This is a genomic window from Salinisphaera sp. T31B1 (assembly GCF_040361275.1).
GTDB lineage: Bacteria > Pseudomonadota > Gammaproteobacteria > Nevskiales > Salinisphaeraceae > Salinisphaera.
On sequence record NZ_APNH01000001.1, the window covers coordinates 1,361,908 to 1,378,347 of the forward strand.

Here is a 16,440-nt window from a genome sequence, read left to right on the forward strand (position 1 = left end):
CTCGTAGGGCAATCAGACCGAGGGCGGCGTGCGTCCCAGCGCCTTGCGCCAGGCACCGGTGGCCGCGCCACGCCCGACTACTCGCGCAAACGCGACACAGAATCCGCTGACCGCGGCCCAGGCTAGTATGGATCGCCAGCTCGCATCCTCGTTGTCGAGATTCAGCGGCGGTTCCTCATGGCGCGCGCGTCGCCAGGCCGCAGCCGCGCTTTTTCGGGCAATGATGCCCGCGCCAATGGCGGTGCCGGCAGCCAGGGCCGCCCAGATTGCGCTTTCTCGATCCATGCTGTGCTCGCGTCGGTAGGGCCGCGCGTCTCTTGAACGATTGAACAGGTTCCGATGCTATCGCAGATCGCCTGCCGCCGTGTGGGCAATCGTACGCACGGCATTTCACTCACGGTGTCCCGACCGTCGGCGTGGCTCGCGCGACTGCCTGCGGGCAGAGGCGTCATATGAGGATGTGCATGGCTGCACCGGTCTGGAGATTGCGACCTGCCTGCGGCCCGGCGCCTGCGACGTTAGGGCGTCTGGCTGTCCGCCCTGTTGAGCCTGCGCTCGAAGCGGTTTACGCTACGGCGAGCTGTTCAACAAGACAGGCTCATGCATATAGCCACCGACACGTCCGTTCGACTCGATGACGCCATCTGTGCGCCGTCGTGCGTCGGTGTGTCGTCGATTTATTTCGGGTACTGGTTTAGCCGCTCAGGCGTCTGACCGTACCCGGCAGGCGCCCCGCTAGGGTTGCCTGCCGAAGAGTCTTCAAAAACCCCCGGTCGGCATCCCGACCGGGGGTTTTTTGTTTACGCACGCGCGTGAACCGACATGGAGACAGAACCAATGAAAGCCAACGATTTCCGATACCGCAGCCGCGTCCGATTTAGCTGGGGCGATATCCCGAATCGCCCCCTGACCGACCGTCGATCATCTGCCCGATCCGGGCTCGTCTGCTCAAGGAAATGCCATGAACACGCGTGTTGCCACTGTCCATAACGATCTTGAAACCGTTCTGTCGCCGCCTGACGTGGCCGCGGGTCAGGCCCGCACCAGTCGATGCTTGCCGAGCCCGGCCGAACTGCGCCGCGAGCTGGCGTTGCCAGAGCCGGTGATCGCCCAGATCCACGCCCATCGTCAGGCCGTACGCGATGTGATCCACGGTCGCGACGAACGCCTGCTCGTCATCGTCGGCCCCTGCTCGCTACATGACGCGCATGCCGCACTGGCCTATGGTCGCCGCCTGGCCGCCTTGGCCGATCAATTGGGCGATCGTCTGCTGATCGTCATGCGTGCTTACGTGGAGAAGCCGCGCACGACCGTGGGCTGGAAAGGTCTCATGCATGATCCGGGCCTGGACGACGGGCAGAACCTGGCCGGCGGACTGCGCGCCGCGCGTGCGCTGCTCGTCGAATTGGCACAACTGGGACTCCCCGTGGCCAGCGAGATTCTCACGCCGACCGCGGCGAGCTATATCGAGGATACGCTCAGCTGGGCGGCGATCGGCGCGCGCACCACCGAATCGCAGACGCATCGAGAGACCGTCAGCGGCCTGGCGATGCCGGTCGGCTTCAAGAACGGCACCGACGGCGACGTGGCCAGTGCGCGCGATGCCCTGCGGGCCGCGGCGCATGCACATGTTCATATGGGTATCGACGACGCCGGCCGTGCGGCGGCCATTCATACGCCGGGCAATCCAGACACCCATGTGATATTGCGGGGCGGCCGGACAGGGGCCAATTGTGATGCGGTCAGTGTGGCGGGCGCCGTGCGTACCCTACAGGCAGCACGACTCAATCCGCGTTTGATCATCGACTGCAGCCATGCCAACAGCGGCAAGGATCCGAGCCGTCAGCCGGCGATTCTGGCCGATATCTTCGCCCGGCGTCGGGACGGCGAACAGGCGATCGCAGGGGTGATGATCGAGAGCCATCTGAATAGCGGCAACCAGCCGATATCGTCGGCGTTGCATTACGGCGTGTCGATCACCGATGCCTGTCTCGGATGGGCCGAGACTCGCCAGGCCCTGGTGCGGCTGGCCGCCGACCGGTAGCAGCCGGGCATGGCCGGGTCGCCTGCGGCGGCTCGGTTGATCGCGGGGCGCCGGTTCGCTGCCGTGCGCCCCGCGATCGGATCCACGATCACCGGAAGTAGCGGCCGAAGCGTCGATCGTCGCCGCGATGGCCATAATAACGCCGGTCGTCATAGCGCCGATCATAGCGATCGTAGCGATCGTCGCGGTCATTGCGGTTGGTGATCAGGGTGCCGCCAGCGGCGCCGACGGCACCGCCGATCACCGCGCCGGTGTTGCCGCCGATCTCGTTGCCGACGGCTGCGCCCAACGCGCCGCCGATACCGCCGCCGAGCGCCGAAGACCAGGTATCGCTGTCGAAGGCCATTGCCGGGGCGCTGGCGAGCGAGGTGATCAGCGCACCGGCGGCCAGCGTATTGCGAATCGACTTGTTCATGATGCTCTCCTGACGTGTTTGGCACACGTTGTTTTGTTTGTTCAGTAAATATTTAACGATGCGTGCCCTGAACCGCATCTGAACGCTGATCAATTAACCCGTCGAGACGTCATCGGCATCCTTGCTCTTGAAACACGCGCCGGAATGCCGAATCGTCCGGCGAGTGCCTGCCTGGTCGTACCCAGCGAACGGATCTCGTGATGAAGCTAGGGCCTTACCGTTTCTCGCCGCCGTGGTGGGGCGTGGCGTTGTTCGTAATCGTTGCGGCGATCCTGTGTTCGCTCGGCGCCTGGCAGATTCAGCGGGCCCACTACAAGGAAGGACTGGTCGCCATCGAACAGGCCGCACGCGCGGCCGGCCCTACGGCCATGAAATCGGCTGCTGCACGCGATTCGGCGCGCAGCGACACCGGTGCCCTGACTTATGGCCGTCACTATATTGTGAGCGGACAGTACGATAGAGCTCACCAGATCGTGCTCAACGATCAGGTCAACGGTCAGGCACTGGGGTATCGGATCTGGACACCGGTGATACTCGACAACGGCGTCCGGGTGATGGTCGATCGTGGCTGGGTGCCACGCCGCGGCGACGGGCATGTGGCGCCGCCCGACCCCCCGGCACCGGACGGACCGGTTCGCGTGCTCGGGTTCTGGCGCAGCTTTCCGCAACCGGGGCTCAACCTCGGTGCAGGCAATGCGTGCACGCAGCGCGCGTGGCCGCGCGCACTCAATTATCCGGATGCGGCGGCGGTGAGCTGCCAGTATGGCGCACCGGTCGCCGACGGGCTGCTGTTGCTGGACCCGGCCGCCGATGGCGGTTTCGTACGCGACTGGGACGAAGATCTGGTCGGGCTGTCGCCGGCCGGCCACTATGCTTACGCCTCGCAATGGTTTCTCATGGCCGTGGTGGCGGGCATCATTCTGGTGGTCGTCAATACGCGTCGGCGGTAGCGGTATAGTCTGCAGCCCCGCCGTCGATGTTCAGTTGACCTTAAACCGCATCGTGTTCGACTGCGCGCCAATCTTCCGACACATACTGTGTCTTCTTTCTTCGGGGATCATCTCATGGCCCAGACTCAGACCCAGACCCGTGCTGCCGATATGCCGGTCGGCGCCCAAGGCCCGCTGGGCGCTCAGCTGCTTGCCCCGGATACCTTTCCGCGATTGGTGAGCGATGCGTGTGCGCTGGTTGAGCGAGAGATCGGCAAGCGCGGCATGACCATGCGTACCGCCTACAGCGTAGCGCTCCGGCTCAAGCCGGATCTTGTCACCCGGACCGTGCGCGAACTCATGCCGGGGTTCGTCGCCGAGCTGGAACCGCTGTATGCCGATTGCCAGACGCGAGACGAGAATTTTCACGACTACCTCATCGCGCATGGGCATACCGTGGCCGATGCGATGCTCAATATGGCCGACGAGCGCGCCGAGCGTATTCACAGCCGTGCGATCAGTTCCGGCTACAAGCGCGTACGCGGGCGTGCGCGGCGGGAAATCGTGGATGCCATGCCGCAGATCGCGACCGTGATCTCGAGCCATTGCCGTTGATCTTTCCCGCGCGTCGAATGGTTCGATGCCGTAACCGCCGTCGGCGACTGAAACAGCCCGCGCTGGCACGCGCGGACCAAGGTTAATTCATGGGCGACCGATGGTTTCGGGGCGCTCCGCCCGTACCTAGACTGGAGCGCTTTCCCGCCTTTTATATGAGTTGTCTGGCTTGGCACTGAACGATTCCGATCACGATGCCGAGTCGGCGTCCGCTCCAAGTACGCGCAGGTCCAAGCTACCTGGGTGGGCCGTCCTCGGGCTGTTCATCTACGCCTCGGTCTTCGCCTTGGGCGCGGCCAAGAATTTTCTCGTCCCCATAGTGCTGGCGTTTCTGCTTGCCATGGTGTTCGGGCCGGTGCGCCGGTTTCTCGAACGCCGGGGGCTGCACAGCGCCCTGGCGTCTCTGCTGATCGTCATGACCCTGTTGATCGGCTTCACATCGGTGGTAGCAGCGTTGGCGATGCCGGTGTCGCACTGGGTGGACAAGGCGCCCTCGATCGAACGTCAGGTCGAAGACAAGCTGGCCAAGGTGTCACGATCGCTCAGTGGCGTGTTCGAAGCCCGGGAGAAGATCGAGGAGCTCGCCGAATCGCAGACCGAGGAACGCGCGAAGCCGGTCCAGACGGTCAAGATGCAAGACAAGGGTGTGACCGTGAGCCTGGCGATGCTGGCGCCGTCAGTGGTCGCGCAGTTCGTATTCACGTTTGTGCTGCTGCTGTTCCTGCTCGCTTCGGGCGACATGTTCTATGAAAAGCTCGTGCATGTCATGCCGACGTTCAAGGACAAGCGCCGGGCGATATCGATCGCTTATACGATCGAGCGCAAGCTTTCGAACTACCTGATGACCATCGTCATCATCAACGCCGGTCTGGGGGTGAGCGTCGGCGTCGGCATGTGGCTGCTCGGCATGCCGAGCCCGCTGGTGTTCGGCGTGATCGCGTTCACGTTCAACTTCGTGCCCTACCTGGGTGCGCTGGCCGGCATTCTCATCAGCGCAGCGGTGGCGATGGTGTCGTTCGAGTGGATCGGCTGGGCCGCAGCGGCCGGCGGTGTGTATTTCCTGTGCAACGCCATCGAGGGGCAGTTCGTCACGCCGTATTTCGTCGGACGCAGTCTGCGGCTGAACACGGTCGTGGTGTTCGTGACCATCTCGTTCTGGGCCTGGCTGTGGTCGGCCATCGGCATGATCGTGGCGCTGCCGTTACTGCTTGCACTCAAGACGTTCTGCGAGCATATCGATGAGCTGCGCGGCGTAGGGGACTTCCTGTCCGAGCGCGGGGCCGAACGCGACGATCACCGGATCACCGACCCGGGCGACTGACCTGCCGCTAAGAGACTCGGTCGTCGGACGATGACGGTCGCGCGAGGCGCCCGAGCGCCGCATCGTAGGACAGCCCGGCGATGCCTGCCGCCGACATCGAGCGCCCGAGCGAATGCGCCACCGCGAACGCGGCAGCGCGGCGGTAGAAAGGCAGATGCGACTCATAGCGCGGCAATACATCGTCGAGCCGCTCGGCGCCGGCCAGCGCCTGTTCGAACGCGGCCCGCCGGCGCGACAGCCACGCCATGAATCGTTCGTCGGCGGCGACATCGTCTGCCAGCGCCAGTGTCCAGGTCAGATCCCGTTGCAATACGCAGGTGCCGATGAAACGCCCGGCAACGGCTTCGCCCAGCATGTCCGGTGGTGTCAGCCCCAGCCAGTAGCCGCCGTCACGGCGGTACAGATAACAGACCCGCCCAGGCACCGGTTTGAAACGGAACTCGCTGTCCAGCACGAACAGACTGGTGAAGAGTTCGGTGGTGACCTGATCGATCTGCTTCGGCGGTACCGTCGCCAGTTGGCTGCGCTGGGATTCCAGCGTGGCCAGTACCGGCGAGGTGCCTTTGCCCTGCGGGTTGGGGTTTTTGCTCATGCGGGGGATAGGGTCGTGATTGGGCCGGCGGACGCTCGACGGCTGTCTTGGTCAAGCCAGCGCATGCCATAAGCAGCGCGTGGCAGAATAGCGTGACACATCCTCTCACGGAGACCGTCGGTGCGGCGTCATGTCACCCTTTTGAACCGACTGTTTCGTGGTCTGCTCACTGCTTTGTTGGGGCTGGCGATGGTCGGCTGTGCCGGTCTGCCCAAGGGCACGTCCGCGGTTCAGGGTTTCGAGCTCGACCGCTATCTGGGCCGCTGGTACGAGATCGCGCGCCTGGATCACGGCTTCGAACGCGGCTTGGACTGTGTCAGTGCCAGCTATAGTCGGCGCGACGACGGCGGCGTACGCGTGATCAACCGCGGCGTGAATCTGGCCAGCGGCGAGATCAGCCAGGCCGAAGGCAAGGCCTATTTCGTCGACGATCCGCAGACGGGGCGTTTCAAGGTCAGCTTCTTCGGCCCGTTCTATGGCGGCTACAACATCCTGGCTCTCGACGAGGACTACCGCCACGTACTGATCGCCGGTTCCGACCGCGATTATCTATGGATACTGGCACGCACCCCGATGATTGACGAGACCACGCACACTCGTCTGGTAGCGCGTGCGCGAGCGCTGGCGTTTCCGGTCGACGAACTCATCGACGTGGTTCAGGGCTCGGCCTGCCAGCCGTACCGTATGGAAACGGCGACGGCGGAGCGGGCATCCGGCGGGGGCTGAGCAAGCGCGGTTACTGCATAGGGCTGCGCAGCGAGGCTGGGAGCTGTGCGGCCGGGCAGTATTTGTATAGTCGGGTGTCGTGAGTTGCCGAATCGAGTGCGAAGCGCTGGTCGTCGGCCACGGTGACTCGCCGCTGTCCCATCGCCGCCGGTGGCGTATCGGGCGCGCTGCCACACCGTCGAGCGAGCGAGAAGATCACGCCCTGTTGATCGACCAGTGGCGTCTGGCAGCGTGCCGCCTCGGCCGGCTCCAGCGCCTGACCGTCGAAATACACCATTGACGCGGCCGGCGGCGCCCAGCAGTCGGCGGTGACCGGCGCATAGGCGCCTGGCGTCAGCGGTAGCGCGTCGGCCGTACCAGGCGTACGGCAATAGCCCTCCGTGCCGGGTGCGACGATCAGACAGGGAGCGCGGCCGGCCAGTGCCGGCAGACCGGTCTCCTCGCCGCGCCCGATACGCAACGCCAGGGCTTCACCGCGACGGGTGAAGTACAGGCGATCCATGCTCGCCATGCCGGCCAGCCGGGTCTGAGTGCCGTCGTCGGCGCCGAATGTCAGCTGGTACGCGTCGGGCTGTGCGGTCGGCATGATCTGCAGGAAGCGGCCGTCGGGCGCGTGCCAGCGGCCGATCCAGTCGACCGGTCGGTTCGAGGGTGTAGCGGCGGCGACCGGTACGGTCGAGGCTGTTTGCGGCCGGTTGACGGCCGAGGTGCAGCCGGTCAGTACAAGCAGACAGACCATAGCGAGCCGATGGATCGAAGACGGATTCATGAGGCGGCGGACACGGCCGGGACGGGACAATATCAGCACCGATGATAGCCCACCGCGCGGCTGCGATCTCGGCCAGGCGCGGTGAATCCGGTATGCCTGTGGCGGCGACGGTGGTAACGTCGGCGCCCGCTTGTACGGTCGATGGCCATGACAGACGTTTTACCGGCCCGGATCAAACGCGACGCGGCCGACGGGGCACGTGCGATCCTGCCGTTGCTGATCAGCATCATGCCGTTCGCACTGATCGTGGGGGTGGTCGCGGTACGGCTCGGATACACGCCATGGATGGCCAGCGCTTTTTCGCTCTTCATCTTCGCCGGGGCCTCGCAGATCGCGGCGATGCAGCTGCTCGTCGACGGCACGCCGGTGGCGATCATTCTGCTCACGATCGTGTTCATCAACCTGCGTTTTACCATGTACAGCGCCTCGCTGGCGCCATGGCTGCGAGGGGCTAGTCGTCTGACCAAGATGCTGGTTGGCTACACGCTCACCGATCAGCCATACATGCTCAGCCTGTATGCCTTCGAGCACCGCCCCGAGCGCGCCCGCCGAATCGCGTTCTTTCTGGGCGGCGCATTGCCGCTATGGGCCGCCTGGCAGACCGGTACGATCGTCGGAGCCCTGATGGGCGCGCGCCTGCCGGCCGACTGGGGTCTGGACTTCGCCGTACCGCTGACCTTCATCGCATTGCTGGTACCGGCCATCGTCGATCGCGCCATGTTGGCCGCGGCTATAGTCGGTGCCGTGGTCGCCACCGCAGCGCATGGGCTGCCGTGGAATCTTGGCTTGATGGCGGGCGCGCTGGCCGGCATCGCCACCGGCCTGACCGTCGAGCGCGTACTCGGCCGGGGAGGCCGGCCATGAACGATATCCGGCTGTGGCTCGTATTGATCGGCGGAGGGCTGATCACATTCGGGTTGCGTTGCTCGTTCATTGCGCTGGTCGATCATCTGACGTTGGGTCCGCGTGTACGCCAGGCCCTGCGCTATGTGCCGGTAGCCGTTTTCTCGGCGATGGCGTGCCCGCCGGTCGTCGTTCAGGCCGGCGTGTGGGCCGGTCCGGCCAGCCCGCGCGTCTGGGCGGCCATGGTCGCCGTGCTGGTGGCCTGGCGAAGCCGCAACGTGTTGTATACGGTCGGTGCAGGCATGGCCACACTGGGCGTAGCGGCGTTGATCGCCCATGCGACGGCCTGAGCGGGACCGCCTCGTTCGATTGGCTGATATCTTGAAATAAATTCCGCACAATTCCGCTGCGATCGTTCAGTTCGTATGATAATGAGCGTTCGGCGGATTGGCTGTCGTGCCCAGTCCGGCGCCGCCGGGCGACATGGGTGACCGGGACGGGGGGACAACGGATGAGCGAGTCTGGATCGGAGCATCGCCGGGGCCCGGCGGGGGGATCGGCCCCGCGCTGGGCGGTAATCGGCATCTTCCTGATGCTGCTGCTGGCCGGCATAGCCTATGCACGGGATTTCCTCATGCCGGTGGTGCTGGCGTTTCTGCTGGCGCTGATCTTCAGCCCGATCCGGCGGTTTCTCGAACGGCGGCATATTCCGGTCGCGGTGTCGGCGTTTCTGATCGTCGGCGTGCTGGTGGCTGCGCTGGTCGGCGGGCTGTATTCCTTGTCCGGTCCGATTCGGGGATGGGTCGATCGGGCGCCGGAGATCGGCTACCAGGTCGAACATAAACTGCAGAAAGTCATGGGTTCGGCCAAGGCCGTGCTCGACGCGGGCAAGAAAGTCAACGAACTCACGACGCCCGGAGCCGGCGACAACGCCCAGGAAGTGGTCGTGCGCAAGCCAGGGGTAGTCGAGGGCGCGGCTTATCTCGCCCCGGGTATCGTCGGTCAGGCGCTGTTCACGCTGATCCTGCTGCTGTTTCTGCTGCTGTCCGGGGACATGTTCTATGAAAAGCTCGTCCACGTCCTGCCGACGTTCAAGGACAAGCGTCGGGCGATGACCATCGTGCACGATATCGAGCGCAAGCTATCGCATTATCTGTTGACCATCACCACCATCAATCTCGGCCTGGGCGTGGCCATCGGGCTGACGATGTGGGTGATCGGCATGCCCAATCCGCTGCTGTTCGGCGTCATCGGTTTCGTCTTCAACTACGTGCCGTATGTGGGGGCGGTCTCGGGCATCGTCATCGCCACCATCGTGGGGCTGATCAATTTCGATACCCTCGGCGCATCCATACTCCCCGGCCTGCTGTTCTTTGCGGCGACTACCATTGAGGGGCAGTTCATCACCCCTTACTTCGTCGGGCGACGCCTGGAGATGAATGCGGTGGTGATCTTTCTGGCGGTCGCGCTCTGGGCCTGGTTATGGTCGATCATGGGCATGCTGATCGCGGTTCCGCTGCTGGTGACCATTCGTGTTTTCTGCGAGCACATTCCGGCGCTGGCCGGGCTCGGCGATTTTCTGTCGGCCCGGGGGTGCGAGAAAGAGCGCGACGACACGCCGGCCGTCAAAACCTGACGCCAGGCGACTCTGATTCCTGTATGACGCGTTCGAACGCCTCGGCATATTCCGGATGCCGGCGCGATCGCGCCGGCCGGTGGTGTATGAGGTCGTCCATTGCCCAGCGGGCGTGATATCGATCATCTTTGATGATCCCCGCGGCGTCCGGCCACACGATATAGAAGTCGTTCGCCACCAGGCCGGCCAAGAGCTGGTCGACCACCGGATCGGCGGTCCACGCTTCGAGCGGGCGCTGTGTGTGGCGTGTACCGGACGGGTCGGTATCGATGCACCCCGGGCACCACCTCCACAACAGAGACATCGAGGCCATGGCCGATCACGTCGACCCGCTGCCCGGCGACGGGGCATGGATCTCGACTTCGGCCGCGGTCGGTTCGAGCGCCTCGCTGGGCAGTTCGGCCCCGATGACGCTCGCTGCGCCGGCAATCACGGCCGTGCGGTCAGCCGACAGGCCGGGGTGTCGATTCATGAGCGGTCTTCTGCAAGACGGAACGGGCTGATCGCGACGCCACGGACCTATATCGGGTGCTTAATATCTTTGGTGCATCGTGGATCGCGCCGCCGTGAAGCTCACCGACAAAAAAGCCGCCGCCGGATAGGCCGGCGGCGGCTTGTCTGATACCGAGCGACCAAGGCGGTCGTTCGGTCGACGCATGGGCTAATCGTGGCCGCGGTGCCGGCCGTGATCGTGATGGTCGCGGTGGCCGTGGCGATGGTCATGATCATCGTAATCACGGCGGTCGCCATCGTTGGTGATATAGGTGCCGCCCGCCGCACCGGCAGCACCGCCCAGTACGGCACCGGTCTTGCCGCCGACTTCGTTGCCGATGGCTGCACCGGCCGCGCCGCCCAGGCCGCCGCCGATGGCGGAATCGACGGTGTCGTCGTCCAGTGCCAGGGCCGGCGCGCTGACCAGTATGCCCAGCAGCGCGACAGCGGCGATCGAGTTACGGAAATTGTTCTTCATGGCTGTCCTCCCATCGATACGGCCTACGTACGCCCGCCGAATCGGCCGGCCTGTACGAAAGTCGTTTGAATTGTTCAATCGTAATTTAACGATTGTCGCTTAATCCTGTCTGAACATGGCGCCACTGCCCTAGGTGTTGCGTGTACGGCGTCGGGCGGACACGACCGGTCTTCGGCCGTTCAGCCGCGACGGGCGGATATTCGCGGTTGAGCCGACGGTGCCTGTGAGGTACCGATGAAACACCTGCCGGCCGTCGTAGCCGCGCGGCTCGTTGCGGCCACTCATGCGATGCCAGGACGATCATGGTCAGGTCGCGGCCTGCGCCGACGCGACCTGGCCATGACTCGTCATCACCGGAGGTTTCGCGGGCAGGGCGGCACGGGTCAGCCGTGGCGTAGCGCCACCGCTGCCTCGGGCCCGAACACCAGGGCGGTGAAACTTTCCTGGATATACAGCTGTACGGTCGATTCGTTATGGCTGCTGTAGCCGATCGAAAAATCCTGACCGACGTGCAGTTCGAAGTCGCCGCCGCGCAGACTGACGATGACGGCGCCGTCGACCGCCGGTGCCCAGACGATCGGGCCCTTGAGCAGACGCTGGACATGGTCCATGACCGGGTAACCGTGTTCGGTGGTGCGGTTGAGTTCGGTATGACAGCGCGGTCCCAGAGCGATCGCATAGGGCCCGTCGACGCCGGCGCTGCGCAGGCGGTTGGTGGCTTCGGCGACCAGTGCCGGGTAGCGGGAATAATCGTCCCCGATGGCTAGCGGCTCGTGTTCGGCTGCGCTCATGACGCCCTCGATGCCCGCGGCGGCGTAGCCGTTGAAGATCGCGCCGTCCTCCATGAGCGCCGCCTTGCGTGCGGCGTCGGTGACCGCCTCCAGGTCGATATCGGAGGCCCCGCGAGCCGCGGCCTCAAGTTCGTCGCGGTCTATCTCGAAGGGGACACGCGATTCGATCAGCGGCTGGACCACGCGCTGGCGCAAGCGGGCGCCGGTTACCGGCGCGTCGTTCAGCGCTCGGACACGGCCGAGGTTGACCGCGGCATGGTCCCAGCCATGCGGGCCGGAGAAATCGAACAACTTGCGTCCAGCGAGCATGCGCTTGAGCGTCTGTCTCGCCTCCTCGTCGATCTCGGCCCAGGCGGCGGGGGTGATCGGTGCCAGTTCGCGGTGCAGGTGATTCATGACCGACCCCGCAGACTGCCGATGCCCAGTGATCCATCCCCGGCGGCCGTGCCCGGCGCAGCACCGGTATCGGTCATGGCCGCATCCTCGGCGTCGACAATATCCCCCTCGGCGAACAGATAGGTCCGCATCTGTGCATCGAGCGCCGGATCACGACGACGCAGCCACTCCAGCGTCATCATGGCGTGTTCCTTCTCCTCGTCCCGATTATGGGCGAGCAACGCCTTGAGCGCGGGGTCGTCTGCCGCGTCGATACGCTGGCTGTACCAGTCGATGGCCTCCAGCTCTTCCATGAGCGAGACGATGCCGCGGTGGGCCTCCAGCGTCTCGGCGGACAACAGCTCGATGGGTTCGTGATAAGTGCCGCTCGATTCAGCCATGTCGGTCTCCGATGAAACAACAGGTCCTCATGATTTAAGCAGCCGTCGCGATGTCGTCAAGTTCGGGGCGCTCGACCGGGGGTAGGTGTGCGACTGGCTGTCCAGCCGGCGCGGTTCGGCTATGGTTAAGTCTTCAATTTGCCAGCCGCCGCTGCCGCTGCGGTTGCATCGAGCCAAGCATGTCCCGAACGCCCCGTGTACTGAGTCTTTGGCGCACCGCCTCCAGCAAACCTGGCGGGCGGTGGCTGTTCAGCCGAGCGGTGTGCCTGCGCGCGCCGTACTTCGCCAGCATTCGCCCGCTGGTACACAGGGTCGAGCCGGGGCATGTCGAAGTCTCGATTCGCAAACGGCGTGCGGTCGCCAACCATATCGGCACGGTACACGCGATCGCGATGTGCAATATGGCCGAACTCGCCGCGGGCGTGTTGACCGAGGTCACGCTCTCCACCGAACAGCGCTGGATTCCGCGCGGCATGACGGTCGAGTATCTGAAAAAGGCAGCGACGGATCTGAGCGCCACCGCGTACACCGACGCCACGGTCGGCCTCGCTGAAAGCGCCGCCTATCCGGTGACGGTGGATATTCGCGACGCGCGCGGCGAGACGGTCTGCCGTGCCGTGATCGAGATGTGGGTTTCGCCGGCCAGCCGCCGATGAATACGCCAGGTTGGCGCCGGCGAGCGGCGCGCCAGACCGTGTTCGGCGTGATCCTGCCCGCGCTCGTTCTGACGGGCTGTGCATTGTTTCGTAGTCCACCGCCGGCAACCGTTTTTGCCGATGTGGCCGACCGGCCGGTGCGATTTACACAGGGTTTCGATGCCGACGCCGAGCGCGTGAGCGTTGTGTATCGCGATCCGGCCGACTATGAAGCCTATCTCGCCATCCACGGCGCTACGGCCGAGCAGGCCCGCGCAGAGATGGTCTATCTGGTCGCCAACGGCCGACAGACGGCGCTGGAGTTCGCGCACTACGATCTGGCCGGACTGAATATGGGCTGGCGATTCAACGCGCGTCCAGCGGTCCAGACATCTGCCGCGGTGAGCCTGCTCCGGCGCGAGCCCGGGGCGTTGCGTTATCAGCGTTATCGACACACCGGTGGCGCGGGCGAGCGTGGCTGCGTGAGTTTTGTGGGAACGTGGGACACGGTCGCCGAGGATCCGCTTCACCGGCCCGGGCGCGCGCTGTTCGGCTATTACTGCAGCGCCATCGGTCAACCGCTCGACGATGCCGCCGCGCGCGACGTCCTCGGCAGTCTGGCGATCACCGACGATACCCCGGAGCGCACTTATTTCGGCGACGTGCTGACCCGGGACCCGGCGGCGCTGGCGCGTGCCCGTGGCATCGGACCGGGCGTACCCGGCTCGGCCGGCCGGGCGGACTTTCCGCTTCACTACAGCCGTTACTACACCGTCGGCGGGACCGGCGATGCCCTGTATTGAGCGGGGATCGCCTGGTTGTAGGCCCGCAATGGCGCGCGGCGATCTGCATTCATGACATGAATGTCGGATATCACGCGCATTGACTTTTCGTATTCGCAGGCGCCCCCTAGAATGGCGGCATCCGGTGATCGTGCCGCCGACCGACGGCTGTCAGACGGCGTATCGCCCGAGCCGGGCCTATCTTTCAAGCGAGAGGATTGACGATGTCACAGTATTCCAAGGACGTGGACGCGATTGCGTCGCTGCGTGATAACCAGAACGGCGGCTGGGAGGCAATCAACCCCGAGCACGCCGCGCGTCTGCGCGCCCAGAACCGTTTCCACACCGGTCTGGATATCGCCAAGTACACCGCCAAGATCATGCGTGAAGACATGGCGGCCTACGACAAGGATTCGTCCAAGTACACGCAATCCCTGGGTTGCTGGCACGGGTTCATCGGCCAGCAGAAGGCCATCTCGATCAAGAAGCATTTCGGCACCTTAAAAGGCCGTTATCTGTATCTGTCGGGCTGGATGGTTGCCGCGCTGCGCTCGGAGTTCGGCCCGCTGCCTGACCAGTCCATGCACGAGAAGACCACCGTGCCGATGCTGATCGAGGAGCTCTACACCTTCCTCAAGCAGGCCGATGCGTGGGAGCTCAACCATTACTTCCGTGATCTGGAGGCGGCGAAGGAAGCCGGTGACGAGGTCAAGGCGAAGAAGGCGCAGGAACAGATCGACAACTTCGAGACCCATGTCATTCCGATCATCGCCGATATCGATGCCGGCTTCGGCAACGAAGAGGCCACCTACCTGCTGGCCAAGAAGATGATCGAGGCCGGTGCCTGCGCGATCCAGATCGAAAATCAGGTCTCGGACGTCAAACAGTGCGGCCATCAGGATGGCAAGGTCACCGTGCCGCATGCCTCGTTCCTGGCCAAGATCAATGCCGTGCGCTATGCGTTCCTGGAGCTGGGCGTGGACGACGGCGTCATCGTCGCCCGTACCGATTCGCTGGGTGCCGGCCTGACCCAGCAGATTGCGGTCTCCAACGAGCCGGGTGACCTGGGTGACCAGTACAACAGCTTCCTCGACGGCAAGGAAATCACCGACGCCGCCGAGATCACGCCGAACGACGTGGTGATCAAGCAGGGCGACAAGCTGGTCGCGGTCAAGCGTCTGGCCTCCGGCCTGTTCGAGTTCAAGAAGGGCACCGGCGTGGATCGCGTCGTGCTGGACTGCATCACCAGCCTGCAGAACGGTGCGGACCTGCTGTGGATCGAGACCGAGAAGCCGCACGTGAAGCAGATCGCCTCCATGGTCGATCGTATTCGCGAGGTGGTTCCGGATGCCAAGCTCGTCTACAACAACAGCCCGTCGTTCAACTGGACGCTGAACTTCCGCCAGCAGGTGTACGACGCCTGGGCCGAACAGGGCAAGGATGTGTCGGGCTACGACCGCGATCAGCTCATGAACGTGAAGTACGACGACACCGAGCTGGGCAAGCTCGCCGACGAATGGACGCGGGATTTCCAGGCGGAAGGCTCGGCCAAGGCCGGCATCTTCCATCACCTGATCACGCTGCCCACCTACCACACGGCGGCCCTGTCGACCGATCAGCTCGCCAAGGGCTACTTCGGCGATCTCGGCATGCTGGCTTACGTGGAGGGCGTCCAGCGCGTCGAGATCCGCGAAGGCATTGCCACGGTCAAGCATCAGGACATGGCCGGTTCCAACATCGGCGATGACCACAAGGAGTTCTTCTCGCGCGAAGGCGCGCTGAAGGCCGGCGGCAAGGACAACACCATGAACCAGTTCGGCTAGGAGCCAACTCATGGTGGCGTAGCGACGGTTCGGCCGTTGTCGTCCAAGAAAAAGGCGGGGCCTCGGCCCCGCCTTTTTTGTGCATCTTTCGCGGGCAGCCCGCGGGCGCGACCCGTGGATCAGCCCTGTTCGGACACCGATACGCGGCGGGCATGACGGTTGCGGACCAGCGCATGGAACACGACCGCGCCCACGACCATGCCCAGTGCCGCGCCGATGGCACCGGCCATGGCCAGGGTGATCAGCGAAATCAGGAGTACCAGCCCGGCCACGATCTGCCAGGCGGCAAGGCCCGCCGGCTGCCAGGCCCCGATATAGAATGCGCGCAGGGCCGCCGCGCTCAAGCCGGCCACGAAGGCCACTCCGAAAACGCCGGCGCCGTCCATGGCGTGATCGCCGGACCAGTTGAGCGTCGCCAGAATCGCGAACACCGCGAGCGACCACCCCAGACACACGAGGAAGAAATCGATCTCTCGCTGCATGCCGGAACGTTGGCGGCCGTTTCCCGCCAGGCCGGCGCCGGCTTCATGTCGCTGCTCGGCATTGCCGAGCATATCGGCAAGCAACTCTCGCTCGCGCTCGTCGAAGGTCGTGTCCCCGTTGTCTTTCATGGCGGCCAGCTTGCGGCGGATCGCCTGCAGGTCTTCGTCGAGCGTCATGCCTGTCTCCTTGTCGGTATGCCTTCACAATCGGCCTTGCATTCTGGCACGCCACGTGGGCCGAATTCCTTTCGCGTTGTTGTATGAAGCGATCGGCGCGGTGACTGAGCCGCG

Annotated in this window: 21 protein-coding genes; 11 read left to right on the forward strand and 10 right to left on the reverse strand. The window is 64.6% G+C overall.

Annotation, left to right across the window (positions count from 1 at the left end; translation table 11 throughout):
* Positions 1–12 precede the first annotated feature (12 nt).
* Entirely contained in the window at positions 13–285 is a 273-nt protein-coding gene (locus T31B1_RS06205; protein ID WP_353248571.1) for a DUF4235 domain-containing protein, read from the reverse strand.
* A gap of 676 nt (positions 286–961) precedes the next feature.
* Here T31B1_RS06205 and T31B1_RS06210 point away from each other — a divergent pair.
* Positions 962–2,044 (forward strand): 3-deoxy-7-phosphoheptulonate synthase, encoded by a 1,083-nt coding sequence (locus T31B1_RS06210; protein WP_353248572.1) that lies wholly within the window; start codon positions 962–964, stop codon positions 2,042–2,044.
* An 88-nt stretch (positions 2,045–2,132) separates the two neighbouring features.
* Here the strand turns inward: T31B1_RS06210 and T31B1_RS06215 are convergent, their stop codons facing one another.
* A complete protein-coding gene (locus T31B1_RS06215) occupies positions 2,133–2,459 on the reverse strand; it encodes a YMGG-like glycine zipper-containing protein (RefSeq protein ID WP_353248573.1) in 327 nt (108 codons plus the stop codon).
* Positions 2,460–2,659: 200 nt separating this feature from the next.
* Between T31B1_RS06215 and T31B1_RS06220 the strand changes: the two genes are divergently transcribed.
* From T31B1_RS06220 to T31B1_RS06230, 3 genes are all read left to right on the forward strand, one after another.
* Positions 2,660–3,409, forward strand: coding sequence for an SURF1 family protein (locus T31B1_RS06220; protein ID WP_353248574.1), 750 nt, complete (start codon positions 2,660–2,662; stop codon positions 3,407–3,409).
* A 114-nt stretch (positions 3,410–3,523) separates the two neighbouring features.
* Positions 3,524–4,003 (forward strand): DUF6918 family protein, encoded by a 480-nt coding sequence (locus T31B1_RS06225; RefSeq protein WP_353248575.1) that lies wholly within the window; start codon positions 3,524–3,526, stop codon positions 4,001–4,003.
* Between the two features lie 169 nt (positions 4,004–4,172).
* Positions 4,173–5,324 (forward strand): AI-2E family transporter, encoded by a 1,152-nt coding sequence (locus tag T31B1_RS06230; protein ID WP_353248576.1) that lies wholly within the window; start codon positions 4,173–4,175, stop codon positions 5,322–5,324.
* Positions 5,325–5,331: 7 nt separating this feature from the next.
* On the opposite strand, the gene T31B1_RS06235 is transcribed toward T31B1_RS06230, so the two are convergent.
* Positions 5,332–5,916 (reverse strand): C1orf50 family protein, encoded by a 585-nt coding sequence (locus T31B1_RS06235; protein WP_353248577.1) that lies wholly within the window; start codon positions 5,914–5,916, stop codon positions 5,332–5,334.
* A 189-nt stretch (positions 5,917–6,105) separates the two neighbouring features.
* On the opposite strand from T31B1_RS06235, the gene T31B1_RS06240 reads away from it, so the two are divergent.
* Positions 6,106–6,642, forward strand: coding sequence for a lipocalin family protein (locus T31B1_RS06240; protein WP_353248764.1), 537 nt, complete (start codon positions 6,106–6,108; stop codon positions 6,640–6,642).
* Positions 6,643–6,652: 10 nt separating this feature from the next.
* Here the strand turns inward: T31B1_RS06240 and T31B1_RS06245 are convergent, their stop codons facing one another.
* Positions 6,653–7,411, reverse strand: a complete 759-nt coding sequence (locus tag T31B1_RS06245; protein WP_353248578.1) for a hypothetical protein — start codon at positions 7,409–7,411, stop codon at positions 6,653–6,655.
* A 147-nt stretch (positions 7,412–7,558) separates the two neighbouring features.
* Between T31B1_RS06245 and T31B1_RS06250 the strand changes: the two genes are divergently transcribed.
* The 3 genes from T31B1_RS06250 to T31B1_RS06260 all read left to right on the forward strand — a co-directional run bounded on the left by T31B1_RS06250 (position 7,559) and on the right by T31B1_RS06260 (position 9,890).
* The gene (locus T31B1_RS06250; protein ID WP_353248579.1) at positions 7,559–8,275 is read left to right on the forward strand and encodes an AzlC family ABC transporter permease; all 717 of its coding nucleotides are present in this window, start codon (positions 7,559–7,561) and stop codon (positions 8,273–8,275) included.
* Positions 8,272–8,604: an AzlD domain-containing protein gene (locus T31B1_RS06255; protein ID WP_353248580.1), complete on the forward strand. Its 333-nt coding sequence runs from the start codon at positions 8,272–8,274 to the stop codon at positions 8,602–8,604. The genes T31B1_RS06250 and T31B1_RS06255 overlap by 4 nt, the downstream gene beginning before the upstream one ends.
* Before the next feature lie 161 nt (positions 8,605–8,765).
* Positions 8,766–9,890, forward strand: coding sequence for an AI-2E family transporter (locus T31B1_RS06260; RefSeq protein WP_353248581.1), 1,125 nt, complete (start codon positions 8,766–8,768; stop codon positions 9,888–9,890).
* Here T31B1_RS06260 and T31B1_RS06265 read toward each other — a convergent pair.
* The 5 genes from T31B1_RS06265 to T31B1_RS06285 form a co-directional block, all read right to left on the reverse strand.
* Positions 9,880–10,095, reverse strand: a complete 216-nt coding sequence (locus T31B1_RS06265; protein ID WP_353248582.1) for a hypothetical protein — start codon at positions 10,093–10,095, stop codon at positions 9,880–9,882. The two genes, T31B1_RS06260 and T31B1_RS06265, sit on opposite strands and share 11 nt — an antisense overlap.
* Positions 10,096–10,209: 114 nt before the next feature.
* Entirely contained in the window at positions 10,210–10,362 is a 153-nt protein-coding gene (locus tag T31B1_RS06270; RefSeq protein WP_353248583.1) for a hypothetical protein, read from the reverse strand.
* A 189-nt stretch (positions 10,363–10,551) separates the two neighbouring features.
* Entirely contained in the window at positions 10,552–10,860 is a 309-nt protein-coding gene (locus tag T31B1_RS06275; RefSeq protein WP_353248584.1) for a YMGG-like glycine zipper-containing protein, read from the reverse strand.
* A gap of 383 nt (positions 10,861–11,243) precedes the next feature.
* Complete coding sequence (locus tag T31B1_RS06280) at positions 11,244–12,047, reverse strand: family 1 encapsulin nanocompartment shell protein (RefSeq protein WP_353248585.1); 804 nt, start codon at positions 12,045–12,047, stop codon at positions 11,244–11,246.
* Positions 12,044–12,427 carry an encapsulin-associated ferritin-like protein gene (locus tag T31B1_RS06285; protein ID WP_353248586.1) on the reverse strand — a complete coding sequence of 128 codons (384 nt, stop codon included), beginning with the start codon at positions 12,425–12,427 and terminating at the stop codon, positions 12,044–12,046. Before T31B1_RS06285 ends, T31B1_RS06280 begins: the two co-directional genes overlap by 4 nt.
* A 179-nt stretch (positions 12,428–12,606) precedes the next feature.
* Here T31B1_RS06285 and T31B1_RS06290 point away from each other — a divergent pair, with 179 nt between their 5' ends.
* From T31B1_RS06290 to T31B1_RS06300, 3 genes are all read left to right on the forward strand, one after another.
* A complete protein-coding gene (locus tag T31B1_RS06290) occupies positions 12,607–13,083 on the forward strand; it encodes a hotdog fold domain-containing protein (protein ID WP_353248587.1) in 477 nt (158 codons plus the stop codon).
* On the forward strand, positions 13,080–13,865 hold the full coding sequence (locus tag T31B1_RS06295) for a hypothetical protein (protein WP_353248588.1): 786 nt from the start codon (positions 13,080–13,082) through the stop codon (positions 13,863–13,865). Before T31B1_RS06290 ends, T31B1_RS06295 begins: the two co-directional genes overlap by 4 nt.
* Before the next feature lie 203 nt (positions 13,866–14,068).
* The gene (locus T31B1_RS06300) at positions 14,069–15,667 is read left to right on the forward strand and encodes an isocitrate lyase (protein ID WP_353248589.1); all 1,599 of its coding nucleotides are present in this window, start codon (positions 14,069–14,071) and stop codon (positions 15,665–15,667) included.
* A gap of 119 nt (positions 15,668–15,786) precedes the next feature.
* On the opposite strand, the gene T31B1_RS06305 is transcribed toward T31B1_RS06300, so the two are convergent.
* Entirely contained in the window at positions 15,787–16,326 is a 540-nt protein-coding gene (locus T31B1_RS06305) for a hypothetical protein (RefSeq protein ID WP_353248590.1), read from the reverse strand.
* Between the last annotated feature and the right edge of the window lie 114 nt (positions 16,327–16,440).

Coding starts and splice junctions, on each gene's coding strand:
- T31B1_RS06205 (WP_353248571.1), bottom strand. CDS start 285: ATGGATCGAGAAAGCGCAATCTGGGCGGCCCTGGCTGCCGGCACCGCC.
- T31B1_RS06210 (WP_353248572.1), top strand. CDS start 962: ATGAACACGCGTGTTGCCACTGTCCATAACGATCTTGAAACCGTTCTG.
- T31B1_RS06215 (WP_353248573.1), bottom strand. CDS start 2,459: ATGAACAAGTCGATTCGCAATACGCTGGCCGCCGGTGCGCTGATCACC.
- T31B1_RS06220 (WP_353248574.1), top strand. CDS start 2,660: ATGAAGCTAGGGCCTTACCGTTTCTCGCCGCCGTGGTGGGGCGTGGCG.
- T31B1_RS06225 (WP_353248575.1), top strand. CDS start 3,524: ATGGCCCAGACTCAGACCCAGACCCGTGCTGCCGATATGCCGGTCGGC.
- T31B1_RS06235 (WP_353248577.1), bottom strand. CDS start 5,916: ATGAGCAAAAACCCCAACCCGCAGGGCAAAGGCACCTCGCCGGTACTG.
- T31B1_RS06240 (WP_353248764.1), top strand. CDS start 6,106: ATGGTCGGCTGTGCCGGTCTGCCCAAGGGCACGTCCGCGGTTCAGGGT.
- T31B1_RS06245 (WP_353248578.1), bottom strand. CDS start 7,411: ATGAATCCGTCTTCGATCCATCGGCTCGCTATGGTCTGTCTGCTTGTA.
- T31B1_RS06250 (WP_353248579.1), top strand. CDS start 7,559: ATGACAGACGTTTTACCGGCCCGGATCAAACGCGACGCGGCCGACGGG.
- T31B1_RS06255 (WP_353248580.1), top strand. CDS start 8,272: ATGAACGATATCCGGCTGTGGCTCGTATTGATCGGCGGAGGGCTGATC.
- T31B1_RS06260 (WP_353248581.1), top strand. CDS start 8,766: ATGAGCGAGTCTGGATCGGAGCATCGCCGGGGCCCGGCGGGGGGATCG.
- T31B1_RS06270 (WP_353248583.1), bottom strand. CDS start 10,362: ATGAATCGACACCCCGGCCTGTCGGCTGACCGCACGGCCGTGATTGCC.
- T31B1_RS06275 (WP_353248584.1), bottom strand. CDS start 10,860: ATGAAGAACAATTTCCGTAACTCGATCGCCGCTGTCGCGCTGCTGGGC.
- T31B1_RS06280 (WP_353248585.1), bottom strand. CDS start 12,047: ATGAATCACCTGCACCGCGAACTGGCACCGATCACCCCCGCCGCCTGG.
- T31B1_RS06285 (WP_353248586.1), bottom strand. CDS start 12,427: ATGGCTGAATCGAGCGGCACTTATCACGAACCCATCGAGCTGTTGTCC.
- T31B1_RS06290 (WP_353248587.1), top strand. CDS start 12,607: ATGTCCCGAACGCCCCGTGTACTGAGTCTTTGGCGCACCGCCTCCAGC.
- T31B1_RS06295 (WP_353248588.1), top strand. CDS start 13,080: ATGAATACGCCAGGTTGGCGCCGGCGAGCGGCGCGCCAGACCGTGTTC.
- T31B1_RS06300 (WP_353248589.1), top strand. CDS start 14,069: ATGTCACAGTATTCCAAGGACGTGGACGCGATTGCGTCGCTGCGTGAT.
- T31B1_RS06305 (WP_353248590.1), bottom strand. CDS start 16,326: ATGACGCTCGACGAAGACCTGCAGGCGATCCGCCGCAAGCTGGCCGCC.